General features: G+C 65.3%; 13 protein-coding genes. 10 read left to right on the top strand and 3 right to left on the bottom strand.

Translation table 11 applies throughout. The features are described from left to right. Positions 1-23: 23 nt before the first annotated feature. Both Q376_RS21350 and gloB read right to left on the bottom strand, forming a co-directional pair. Entirely contained in the window at positions 24-1,142 is a 1,119-nt protein-coding gene (locus Q376_RS21350; RefSeq protein WP_052364932.1) for a transglycosylase SLT domain-containing protein, read from the bottom strand. 115 nt (positions 1,143-1,257) lie between these two features. After that, positions 1,258-2,076 (bottom strand): hydroxyacylglutathione hydrolase, encoded by an 819-nt coding sequence (gloB, locus tag Q376_RS0103875; protein ID WP_052364931.1) that lies wholly within the window; start codon positions 2,074-2,076, stop codon positions 1,258-1,260. 136 nt (positions 2,077-2,212) lie between these two features. Here gloB and Q376_RS21345 point away from each other — a divergent pair, with 136 nt between their 5' ends. From Q376_RS21345 to Q376_RS0103840, 7 genes are all read left to right on the top strand, one after another. After that, complete coding sequence (locus Q376_RS21345; protein WP_052364930.1) at positions 2,213-3,007, top strand: methyltransferase domain-containing protein; 795 nt, start codon at positions 2,213-2,215, stop codon at positions 3,005-3,007. A gap of 55 nt (positions 3,008-3,062) precedes the next feature. Beyond that, positions 3,063-3,524: a ribonuclease HI gene (rnhA, locus tag Q376_RS0103865; protein WP_043446117.1), complete on the top strand. Its 462-nt coding sequence runs from the start codon at positions 3,063-3,065 to the stop codon at positions 3,522-3,524. A 43-nt stretch (positions 3,525-3,567) separates the two neighbouring features. Next, complete coding sequence (dnaQ, locus tag Q376_RS0103860; RefSeq protein ID WP_027349195.1) at positions 3,568-4,311, top strand: DNA polymerase III subunit epsilon; 744 nt, start codon at positions 3,568-3,570, stop codon at positions 4,309-4,311. Further along, positions 4,304-5,113, top strand: coding sequence for an NAD(+) diphosphatase (nudC, locus tag Q376_RS0103855; protein ID WP_081803384.1), 810 nt, complete (start codon positions 4,304-4,306; stop codon positions 5,111-5,113). Before dnaQ ends, nudC begins: the two co-directional genes overlap by 8 nt. A 77-nt stretch (positions 5,114-5,190) precedes the next feature. Next, positions 5,191-6,237: a protease SohB gene (sohB, locus tag Q376_RS0103850; protein ID WP_027349193.1), complete on the top strand. Its 1,047-nt coding sequence runs from the start codon at positions 5,191-5,193 to the stop codon at positions 6,235-6,237. Positions 6,238-6,242: 5 nt separating this feature from the next. Then, the gene (locus tag Q376_RS0103845) at positions 6,243-6,902 is read left to right on the top strand and encodes a 7-cyano-7-deazaguanine/7-aminomethyl-7-deazaguanine transporter (protein ID WP_027349192.1); all 660 of its coding nucleotides are present in this window, start codon (positions 6,243-6,245) and stop codon (positions 6,900-6,902) included. Between the two features lie 29 nt (positions 6,903-6,931). Then, positions 6,932-7,708, top strand: coding sequence for an alpha/beta fold hydrolase (locus tag Q376_RS0103840; protein ID WP_027349191.1), 777 nt, complete (start codon positions 6,932-6,934; stop codon positions 7,706-7,708). A gap of 48 nt (positions 7,709-7,756) precedes the next feature. Here the strand turns inward: Q376_RS0103840 and mntR are convergent, their stop codons facing one another. After that, positions 7,757-8,200, bottom strand: a complete 444-nt coding sequence (gene mntR / locus Q376_RS0103835) for a manganese-binding transcriptional regulator MntR (RefSeq protein ID WP_027349190.1) — start codon at positions 8,198-8,200, stop codon at positions 7,757-7,759. Positions 8,201-8,501: 301 nt separating this feature from the next. Between mntR and Q376_RS0103830 the strand changes: the two genes are divergently transcribed. Genes Q376_RS0103830 through Q376_RS0103820 form a run of 3 tightly spaced genes read left to right on the top strand, consistent with a single transcriptional unit; the run spans position 8,502 to position 11,486 of the window. Next, on the top strand, positions 8,502-9,671 hold the full coding sequence (locus tag Q376_RS0103830; protein ID WP_027349189.1) for a Re/Si-specific NAD(P)(+) transhydrogenase subunit alpha: 1,170 nt from the start codon (positions 8,502-8,504) through the stop codon (positions 9,669-9,671). Further along, complete coding sequence (locus tag Q376_RS0103825; RefSeq protein ID WP_027349188.1) at positions 9,668-10,096, top strand: NAD(P) transhydrogenase subunit alpha part 2; 429 nt, start codon at positions 9,668-9,670, stop codon at positions 10,094-10,096. The genes Q376_RS0103830 and Q376_RS0103825 overlap by 4 nt, the downstream gene beginning before the upstream one ends. Next, positions 10,089-11,486: an NAD(P)(+) transhydrogenase (Re/Si-specific) subunit beta gene (locus Q376_RS0103820; protein WP_027349187.1), complete on the top strand. Its 1,398-nt coding sequence runs from the start codon at positions 10,089-10,091 to the stop codon at positions 11,484-11,486. Before Q376_RS0103825 ends, Q376_RS0103820 begins: the two co-directional genes overlap by 8 nt. The last annotated feature ends 109 nt before the right edge of the window (positions 11,487-11,595 follow it).

Here is an 11,595-nt window from a genome sequence, read left to right as displayed (position 1 = left end):
CCTCTCAGGCGTTCTGGCATCCTTCAGCCACCGGCCAGCATCAGCGCCTGACCGACGCGCAGCCGGCTGTCGGCAAGCCGATTGCGACGCTTGATCTCCTCGATCGGAACCCCGGTACGGGCGCTGATCTCGCTCAGCGTGTCGCCACGGCCGACGATGTAGCGCTGAGGCTTCGCGTCGAAGTCGAACTCGGCGAGATTGGTATCGAAGGTGCGATGGGCATCGACCGGAATCAGCAGCCCCCGCTGTACCTGGGTACCGCTGTAGGCGGGGTTCAGCGCGCGCAGCTCGTCGAGTCCGATGCCGGCGAGCTCGGCGGCGGTCCTGATGTCCAGCGACTGCTCCAGCTCGACCTGGACGAAGGTGGGCTGATCGGGAATCGGCGGCAGGTCGATGCCGTAGCGCCCGGGATCGGAGACGATCGCCGACAGCGCGAGCAGCTTGGGCACGTAGTCGCGGGTCTCGCGCGGCAGCGACAGCGTCCAGAAATCCTCCGCCGGGCTGCTCGCCAACGCAGCGTTGACCCGTCCCGGACCGGCATTGTAGGCCGCGAGCGTAAGCTCCCAGTCATCGCCGTACCAGTGTCGACGCAGCATCTCGAAGTAATCGAGCGCGGCACCGGTGGAGGCGACCACGTCGCGTCGTCCGGCGTAGCCGCGGGTGCTGTCGAGCCCCATCTCCCGGGCGGTCGCCGGCATGAACTGCCAGAGCCCGCTGGATCCGGCAGGATTGCGCGCGGTCGGGTCGTAGCCGCTCTCGATGAAAGGCAGCAGCGCGAGTTCGCCGGGCATGCCACGCTCGTCGACCTGCTCGGCGACGTAGCGCAGCCAGGGTGCTGCGCGGCGGGCGAATTGATCGAACATCTGCGGGCGCGCCTCGAACCAGCCGAGCCACTGCTGCACGCGGGGGTCGTCCAGGCGATGATCGAGCGCGAATCCCGAGGCGATCCGCTGCCAGGTGGAGTCGTAGCGGCTGGCGACCTGTCCATAGAGGAAGGCCATGCGATTTTGCTGCAGAGAGGAGGCGCTGACGCTTGAGGGCATCGTCACCATCATGGCGCTGAGCGAGGCGACCCCGAGGCTGCCGAGTGCGAGTTTGGCATGGATGCGGATACGGCGGGTGACATTCGAAGCTATCGGCAAAACTTGATTCCTTCACGCCTTTCTTGAAAAAACTTCTTGAAAAGAAAGGACGAATCCGAGCGATGACCCATCGGTCACCGCGCTACTTTCACGCCGCGGGAAGGCGGCAGGGGAGTCAGAAGTGGTCTTTCCACTCGCGCAGCAGCGAGAAGGCGTCGCCGTCGCTGTCCGGCACGCGACCGGCGTGCTCGCTCAGCGCCTTGCGCACGCCAGGATCGTCGTAGCGCATGAAAGGATTGACCATGCGCTCGCGGCCGATCTCGCTGGGCAGCGTCGGCTTGCCCGCATCGCGAAGCGCGCGTGCCCGCTCGAGCGCGGCATCGATCGCGGCGTTGCCGGGTTCGACGCTCTGGGCGAAAGCGAGGTTGGCGAGACTATACTCGTGAGCGCCGAACACCAGCGTCGACGGAGGTAGCTCGCGCAGTCTGGAGAAGTTCGCCTGCATCTGCTCGGCCGTGCCTTCGAACAAGCGTCCGCAGCCGGCGTGGAAGAGGGTATCGCCGCACAGCAGCAGCGGTGTCGCGTCCTCGACCAGGTAGACGATGTGATCGAGGGTATGCCCCGGAGTGTGCAACACTCGCACCTTTCGACCGAACAGGGTAATGACGTCCCCCTCGCCGAGACGATGGTCGATCGCCACCGACCGGCACTCCAGCGGCCCGATCACCTCTGCGCCGTAGCGCTCGACCAGACTGGTGACACCGCCGGTATGATCACGATGATGATGGGTGATCAGGATACGATCGAGCCGGCGTCCGCGTCCCGCCTCGCCATCGAGCCACGCGATCACCGGGGTGGCATCACCCGGGTCGACGACGGTGACGGTATCGGCGTCGCCCGCGGTGAGCAACCAGATATAATTGTCCGACAGGGCGGCGAGAGGCTCGACGCTCAAATGATCAGGACCACCGGGGTGCGCTACGCTCGAAGACATGGCGAGATCTCGTATGGTTGACGCAACGGTTGAACGAAGCAGGAGGCGACGGGGTCGATTGGGTACGCCCTGGACGCCGCTGCGAACGGGCCTGAATCGATGAAAAATCGCCTCACAATGCTTGGAGAGCCTGCTCATGTCAAACCTGCCGTCGGCGCAGACCCTCCAGCTCGCCGAGCGCTACGAGCGCGCGCAGAACTTCTGGGGCAAGCGCCCAGGGCGCGCGCTGTGGCGCTTCGAACGGGCCTGCCTGGGGCCGGTGATCGAACCGCTCATCGGCATGCACGCGCTGGAGTTCAGCGCTGCCGAACCGCTGCTTCCGCTCGCCCAGATGCGCCATTCGATGCGCTGGGCGGCGGTGCGCGGGCACGCCGAGTCGTCCTCGACCCTGGTCTGCGATCCTTCGAGCCTGCCGCTCGAGGATGAATGCCTCGACCTGGTGATCATCCATCACCTGCTCGAGGTGGTACCCGAGCCCCACCACCTGCTGCGGGAGGCGGCGCGGGTGATGCTCGACCACGGCAAGCTGGTGATCATCGGCTGGCAGCCGCTTGGCGTCGGCGCGCTGCGATACATGGGGCCGAAGCGCAACAAATCCTTCCCGTTCGACCAGAAGTGGCGCAGCGTACACCGGCTCAAGGATTGGCTGGCGTTTGTCGATTTCGAAATCGAGCGGGTAGACTATTGCGCGTTTTCGCTCTCGCCCCATGGCGGCGGCTGGGAGTCGCTATTGCGCAGATACAACCTGCCGTTCGGCCACAGTTTCGTGATCCTCGCCCGGCGCAAGCGGCTGCGGATGATTCCGCTCAAGCCCCGCTTCGTCCCCAGGCTGATGATCCGGCCCAATCCAATCGGGCTCAACGCCTGCCGTCAGCGCCGCGAAAACGTCCGCCACCAGCCAAGCGAGCATCCGAGCCTTGTCGAAGAATGAGCCGAAGATTGAGCCGAAGAATCAGCCGAACGACGAGCAGTCGAGCGAACCCCCCTTGGGCGGCGAAGCGCTGCCTCATGTGACCATCTATACCGACGGCGGCTGCCGCGGCAATCCTGGCCCCGGTGGTTGGGGGGCGGTGCTGATCAGCGGTCCGCACGAGAAGGAGCTCAAGGGTGGCGAGGCGCAGACCACCAACAACCGGATGGAGCTCAGCGCCGCGATCATGGCGCTGCGCACGCTGAACCGGGCGTGCCGGATCGATCTCTGGACCGATTCGGAGTACGTCCGCAACGGGATCACCAAGTGGGTCCACAACTGGATCAAGCGCGGCTGGAAAACCGCCGCCAAGGAGCCGGTGAAGAACGCCGAGCTCTGGCGCGAGCTGTTGGCCGAGTGCGAGCGACACCAGATCGAGTGGCATTGGGTCAAGGGCCACGCGGGGCATCCGGGCAACGAGCGCGCCGACCGGTTGGCCAACGATGCGATGGATGAGCTTGCGCAACGCCATCGCTGAACTCTCCAGGGCATGCGACGACCACGACTGACGGAAGCATAAGATGCGCCAGATCATCCTCGATACCGAGACCACAGGGATAGACCCCAACGAAGGCCACCGGCTGATCGAGATCGGTGGCGTGGAAGTGATCAATCGCCGGCTCACCGGTCGTCACTACCACCAGTACATCAATCCCGAGCGCAAGATCGACGTCGAGGCGATCGGGATTCACGGAATCACCGATGAGCGGGTGGCGGGAGAGCCCAAGTTCGCCGAGATCGCCGACGAATTCTGGGCCTTCATCAAAGGCGCGGAGCTGGTGATCCACAACGCTTCGTTCGACGTCGGCTTCATCGATCATGAGTTCAACCGGCTCAACGCCGCGCGCAGGGAGCCACGCCTCGGACCTGTGCGTGAGCACTGCGGCGTGCTCGACACGCTGAAGCTCGCCCGCGAACGCCACCCTGGGCAGCGCAACAGCCTCGACGCGCTGTGCAAGCGCTACGACATCGACAACGCTCATCGTACCCTGCACGGCGCACTGCTCGATGCCGAGATCCTCGCCGAAGTCTATCTGGCGATGACCGGCGGCCAGACCGCGCTTTTGCTGGGTGGGGCCGACGGTAGCGAACAGGACGACCAGGCCACCAGCGGCGGCGGCTCGATGCGCAGGCTCGAGCTCTCTCCTGGCCGACTGCGGGTGGTACGTCCGAGCGAAGACGAGCTCGCCGCCCACCGGGCGAAGCTCGAGACGCTGCGTAAAAAGAGTGGAGGCGAGTGCCTGTGGGATCGCTTCGATGGCTGAGCGATTGCCCTCGCTACCAGTCCTCGAACGCGGACTGATCGGCTCCAAGCGGATAGAGCGCGCCCGTTCGATCTCGATCGACCAGCGCGGTCGCATCGCGCCCGGCGAGCTCGACGGGATCCTCGGTCCGCGGGCCAAGCCCGCTCAGGGAACGATACCGATCGGTCGCTGGCGCGGCGAGCCGGTGGTGGTGCGCATGTTCGACGAAGAGCGCCCCGAATGGCCGGGGGGGCGGGAGTGGTTGGGCCAGCTGCCGGAGTTCACCTTCCCGCTGCTCTCCACCGCGCTGCAGGTAGCCACCTGGCGCCGCGACCATCGCTTCTGCGGGCGCTGCGGTACCGCTACGCGCCCGCACGGCCACGAGTTCGCAATGGTCTGCCCGCGCTGCGGCTTTCGTGGCTATCCACGGATATCCCCTTGCATCATCACCCTGGTGACCTTCGGTCGCGAACTGCTGCTCGCGCGCAGTCCTCGCTTTGCTCCGGGGCGCTTCAGCACCCTGGCCGGGTTCATCGAGGCCGGTGAGTCGGCCGAGGAGGCGCTCAGGCGCGAGGTGATGGAGGAGGTGGGTGTCGAGGTCGGCCGGATCAGCTACTTCAAGAGCCAGTCCTGGCCGTTCCCGCACTCCTTCATGCTCGGTTACTACGCCGAGGCGGCGAGCCGCGAAATCCATATCGATGGCATCGAGATCGAGGCGGCCGACTGGTTCATGCCCGAAATGCTGCCGGCGCTGCCGCCCAGCGGTTCGATCTCCCGTGCGCTGATCGATCATTTCGTCAACGGCGTCGCCGCTCGGGACTGACGACGCCCGCTGCTTCCATGTGCCGGACCATTGCGGCGCTATCGCCCTTGATCCAAGGGCATCCAAAGGAGAGTTCCATGCTCGACTGGCTTTACGACTATGGCTTGTTCTTCGCCCAGGTGGCGACGGTGGTGATCGCGATCGCGGTGGTCGTCGCCTTGATCGCCCGGCAGAAGGCCAGCGCCCAGCACCATGGCGGCAAGCTGATGGTGCTCGACCGCGGCGAGCATTTCCGTCGCCGTCGCGAGAGCCTCGAGGCTGCCCGGCTCGGACCAGTGCTCGGTGCCAAGGCGCGCAAGCAGTGGGCGAAGCTCGACAAGCGCAAGGCCAAGGAGGACAAGAAGCGCACGCCCGAAGGCGGCGACTCGGTGTCCTGGGTGATCGATTTCAACGGCGATCTGCGCGCGAGCGCCACGCCGGCGCTGACCGAGCAGGTCTCGAGCCTGCTGCTCGCCGCGCGCGAGGGCGATGAAGTGGTGGTGCGACTCGAATCCGGCGGCGGCCTGGTCCACGCCTATGGCCTCGCCGCGGCACAGCTTGACCGGCTGCGGGAAGCCAAGCTCAAGCTTACTATCTGCGTCGATAAAGTCGCCGCCAGCGGCGGCTACATGATGGCCTGCTGTGCCGACCGGCTGATCGCCGCACCGTTCGCGGTGGTGGGTTCGATCGGCGTGGTCGCCCAGGTGCCCAACGTCCATCGGCTGCTGAAGAAGCACGACATCGATGTCGAGGTGCTCACCGCCGGCAAGCACAAGCGCACCCTCACCATTCTCGGCGAGAATACCGAGGAGGGACGGGCGAAATTCGTCGAGGACCTGATCGATACCCACGCTCTGTTCAAGGCTTACGTCGGCGCACGCCGCCCGGGCCTGGCGATCGACGAAGTGGCGGATGGCGATATCTGGTACGGCAGCGAAGCGGTGGAGCGGGGGCTGATCGACGAGGTAGGGACCAGCGAAGCCTACCTGCAGCGCCGCGCCGAGGAGGGCAAGGTGTTCGAGCTCAGGTTCAAACCGACCCGCTCGCTGGCCCAGCGCCTTGGCCGCCAGAGCGCTCGTGCGATCGAGCGCGGGGTGGAGCGGGCGATAGAAAGGCTGGTCCAGCTCGGCTGGGAGCGGCGCTGAGCCCCATGTTCGCACTCGACAGGCGTAAGCGTCGCCTCGCACTCGCCGCGCTGGTGGGTTTCCACATCCTGATCATCACCGCCAGCAACTACCTGGTGCAGCTGCCGGTTGCGCTCTTCGGCCTGCATACCACCTGGGGTGCGTTCAGCTTTCCGTTCATCTTCCTCACCACCGACCTTACCGTGCGGCTGCTCGGCAAGCGCGACGCGCGCATTTTGATCGCCCAGGTGATGGCGCCGGCGCTGGTGATCTCCTACGTGGTCTCGGTGCTGTGGCAGGAGGCGCAGTTTCGTGGCTTCCAGGCGCTCGGCGAGTGGAACCTGTTCGTCGCTCGCATCGCGCTGGCGAGCTTCGCCGCCTACGTGCTCGGCCAGCTGCTCGACATCCAGGTGTTCGACCGCCTGCGGCGGCTACCGCAGTGGTGGGTGGCGCCTGCGGCCTCGACCCTGTTCGGCATGCTGATCGACACCCTGGCGTTCTTCGCCATCGCTTTCCATCACGGCCCCAACGCCTTCCTGGCCGAGCACTGGGTGGAGATCGCGCTGGTCGACTACGTGATCAAGCTGGGTATCGGTTTCGTTCTGTTCGTACCGCTTTATGGTGCGCTGCTCAAATGGATACTGGCGCGGTTCGCGAGGGTCGAGCGGGCGCAGCCGATGAATTGATTTCCATCTTCCAAGGAGGCCATAGATCGATGGCGACCATACTCTACGCATTGGACAGCGGCGGTGAGTTTCACTCACCGCCGATGGTCATTCTCCATGGCCTGTTCGGCAGTGCCGACAATTGGCGCTCGCCGATCAAGGCATGGCGTGAGAGTCGCCGAGTGATCGCGCTCGACCTGCGCAACCATGGCCGCTCTCCCCATGTCGATGGCATGGCCTACGACCAGATGGCGGAGGACGTGCTCGAGACCCTCTACACCCTCGGCGTCGAGCGCTTCGTGCTGCTCGGCCACTCGATGGGCGGCAAGGTGGCGATGAACCTGGCGCGGCGGTGGGCTGAACGGGTGGAGCGACTGATCGTCGCCGACATCGCCCCGGTTGCCTATGCCCACGGTCACGAAGAGATCTTCGCCGCGATGCATGCGGTCGAGCGGGCGAGGGCGCAGAGCCGGCGCGAGGCCGATGCGGCGATGGCCCAATACGTGAGCGACGCCGTCACCCGCCAGTTCCTCGCCACCAATCTGGTTCGGGGCGAGCAGCAGACGCTCGTATGGCGCGTCGACCTGGCACGTATCGAGGTCGACTATCCGGCGATCATCGCAGCACCTGGCGGGAGCGATGACTACCCGGGCGCTACGTTGCTGCTGCGCGGCGGCCGCTCGAACTACGTCGATGCCCAGGGCATTGAAGCGGCGCGGAAGATTTTCCCATCCCTTCGGCTCGAAACCATCGAAGATGCCGGACACTGGCTGCATGCCGAGCGCTTCGATGAATTCAAGGCCAAGGTCGACGCCTTCCTCGGCTGAGCGGGGCGATCGGCGGAAGGCGGGGGAATAAGGCGGGAACAGGGTGTATCAAAGATCGCGCTTGGTCTCGCCGCGATCGCTGCCGTGCTGATCGAGAAAGCGGCGCATCGCCTCTACCGTGGCATCGCTGCAGTGATGCTCGATACCCTCCGAGTCGGCGCGCGCGACGGGTTCCGATACGCCCATGGTGCGCAGCACGTCGAGAACCACCAGGTGACGAGCGGCGACCTTGTGGGCGAGCTCCTCTCCTTCCTCGGTGAGAAAGATACCGCGGTAGGGGCGCGCATTGACCAGCCCGTCGCGCTTCAGCTTGGTGACTACCTTGGATACCGCCGCGGGACTGACGCCGAAACGCTCGGCGAGATCGCTCGCCCTCGCTTCACCGAGATGCTGGTGAAGATGGGCGATCTCCTCCACGTAGTCTTCGACCAGCTCGCGCTGGTGGTCCTGACGTACACGATCGAAGTGTTCGTGGTGAGGCATGGAATTCATGAGCAGCAGGTTCTCTCAGTCGCTCTCAACTAGAGGCACGAAAGTATCACATGGCGCCTTGCGCGAATAGTTCGTTACCGATGGATGCCGTCACGCTTCAGCGATTTTTTATGCCTCATCGCCTCTTTCCGCCACCAGATCGACTCCGATTGCCGCTATTGTCCCTGCACCGTTAAATCATTTGCGAACGTTCCATTCAGGCTAACTGAATAGGTATGGGCGCCATGTTAAAGGTAGATTCAACCTGCGGGCCGCCGTTCTTCGAACCGGCCATGACGATAACGAGCCAAAGGAATAAGCGATGAAAGTCGCAATAACGAGAGAGACGCAGGACGAGGAGACGCGCGTCGCCGCGGTGCCCGACACCGTGAAGCGGCTGCGTGCGTTGAATCTCGAGGTGGTGGTCGAGCGCGGCGCGGGCAGCGCATCGATGATCACCGATGAAGAGTATGAAGCCGCCGGCGCTACGCTCGCCGAGAGCGCGGCGCAGGCATTGAAAGGCGCCGAGGTGGTACTCAAGGTGCGCCGGCCGGGCAGCGACGAACTGGCGCTGATCGAGCGGGGGGCGATAGTCCTCGCGGTGATGGACCCCTATGGCCAGGAAGAGGCGCTGGATGCCATGGCCAAGGCCGGGATCACCGCCTTCGCGATGGAGCTGATGCCGAGGATCACCCGCGCCCAGTCGATGGACGTGCTTTCGTCCCAGGCCAACCTGGCCGGCTATCGTGCGGTGGTCGAGGCCGCCCAGGTCTTCGACCGCGCGCTGCCGCTGATGATGACCGCCGCAGGTACGGTACCCGCGGCCAAGGTCTTCGTCATGGGGGCGGGCGTTGCCGGGTTGCAGGCGATCGCCACCGCCAAGCGCCTCGGCGCATCGGTCTCCGCCACCGACGTGCGCCCGGCGGCCAAGGAGCAGGTGGCCTCCCTCGGTGGCAAGTTCATCGCCGTCGAGGATGAGGAGTTCAAGGCCGCCGAGACCGCCGGCGGCTACGCCAAGGAGATGTCCGCCGAGTACCAGGCCAAGCAGGCCGCGCTGGTCGAGGAGCACATCAGCAAGCAGGACATCGTGATCACCACCGCGCTGATCCCCGGGCGTCCCGCACCGAAGCTGATCACCAAGGCGATGCTCGCGCGAATGCGTCCGGGCTCGGTGGTGGTCGACCTGGCGGTGGAGCGGGGCGGTAACGTCGAAGGCTCGGTCGCCGATCAGGTGAGCGAGGTCGACGGGGTCAAGCTGATCGGCTACAGCAATCTCGCCGGTCGCATCGCCACCAGTGCGTCGCTGCTCTATTCACGCAACCTGCTGGCATTCCTCACCACCTTGGTCGACAAGGAGCAGGGGCGCCTTGCGATCGACTTCGACGATGCATTGGTCAAGGCCACCGCGCTGACCCACCAGGGTCGGAAAATCCATCCCAGCTTCGGCGGCGTCGCCGAGGAAGCCGAACCGAACAAGGAGACCCGAGCATGAGCGCTTCCCTCGACCGTGCCCTCGAAGGGCTCGATTCCGCGGTCGCCGCGGTCCACCAGGCAGCCTCGAGCGATACCGCGGCGGCGCTGGCTTCCGGCGCGACTGGCGGAATGATCGACCCGTTCGTGTTTCGCCTGGCGATCTTCATCCTCGCCATCCTGGTCGGCTACTACGTGGTCTGGGCGGTGACGCCTGCGTTGCATACGCCGCTGATGGCGGTGACCAATGCGATCTCCTCGGTGATCGTGGTCGGCGCGCTGCTCGCGGTGGGAATCTCGACCAGCGGCCTGGCCACCGGTTTCGGCTTCGTCGCCGTGGTGCTCGCCTCGGTCAACATCTTCGGCGGCTTCCTGGTCACCCAGCGGATGCTGGCGATGTACAAGAAGAAAGAGAAACCGGCCAAGCAGGGGAACGATCATGTCTGAGAGCGTCGCTGCGTTCCTCTATCTGGTCTCCGGGGTGCTGTTCATCATGGCCCTGCGCGGCCTGTCGCACCCGACCACCAGCCGGCGGGGCAACCTGCTCGGCATGCTCGGTATGGCGATCGCGATCGTCACCACCCTGGTGCTGGCCGGCCCGTCCTTCGGCGGCTTCGCGCTGATCGTGGTCGGTATCGCGCTGGGTGGCGGCATTGGCGCCCTGATCGCCAAGCGCATCCCAATGACTGCGATGCCCCAGCTGGTAGCCGCCTTCCACTCGCTGGTAGGGCTTGCCGCGGTGCTGGTCGCCGCTGCCGCGCTCTACGCGCCGACCGCCTTCGGCATCGGCACGCTCGGTGGCATCCATGCCCAGGCGCTGGTCGAGATGGCGATCGGCACCGCAGTGGGTGCGGTCACCTTCACCGGCTCGATCATCGCGTTCCTGAAGCTCGATGGCCGGATGTCCGGCAAGCCGATCATGTTGCCCAATCGCCATGCGATCAACATCGGCCTGCTGGTCGCTCTGGTGGTGCTGGTCGGCGTGCTGGTGATCACCGAGAGCCACCTGGTGTTCTGGCTGGTCGTACTGGTCGCGCTGGCGCTCGGTGTGCTGCTGATCATCCCGATCGGCGGCGCCGACATGCCAGTGGTGGTCTCGATGCTCAACTCCTACTCGGGCTGGGCCGCGGCCGGCATCGGCTTCACCCTGGGCAACCTCGCGCTGATCATCACCGGCGCCCTGGTCGGCTCCTCGGGGGCGATCCTTTCCTACATCATGTGCAAGGGGATGAACCGCTCCTTCATCTCGGTGATCCTCGGCGGCTTCGGCGCCGATACGGCCAGCGCCGCAGCCGATGACGGCGTCGAGCGAGTGGTCAAGCAGGGCTCCGCCGACGATGCGGCGTTTTTGATGAGCAACGCCTCGCGGGTGATCATCGTGCCGGGCTACGGCATGGCGGTGGCCCAGGCCCAGCACGCGCTGCGCGAGCTGGCCGACGTGCTCAAGGCCAACGACGTCGAAGTGAAGTACGCAATCCACCCGGTCGCCGGGCGGATGCCGGGCCATATGAACGTGCTGCTGGCCGAGGCCAACGTGCCTTACGACGAAGTCTTCGAACTCGAGGATATCAACGCCGAGTTCGCCCAGACCGACGTGGTCTACGTGATCGGTGCCAACGACGTCACCAACCCGGCGGCGCGCGATGATCCTTCCTCGCCGATCTTCGGCATGCCGATCCTCGAGGTCGACAGGGCCAAGACCTGCCTGTTCGTCAAGCGCTCGCTCGGCTCGGGCTACGCAGGGATCGACAACGAGCTGTTCTACAAAGACGGCACCATGATGCTGCTCGGCGATGCCAAGAAGATGACCGAGGAGATCGTCAAGGCGATGGCCTGAATGAGCTGTCCGGCTGCCCGGGCGAGATTCGATTCTCCATCGGGTGAGCCTCGGCCGGGGTTACCGCAAGGGAGCCCCGGTTTTTTCCGTTTTCGCACCGCCCAGGGAG

The sequence above is a fragment of the Halotalea alkalilenta DSM 17697 genome, from assembly GCF_000621205.1.
Taxonomy (GTDB): Bacteria; Pseudomonadota; Gammaproteobacteria; order Pseudomonadales; family Halomonadaceae; genus Halotalea; species Halotalea alkalilenta.
The sequence above is the reverse complement of the archived record's forward strand: the minus strand, read 5'-3'. Positions and strand labels throughout refer to the sequence as shown.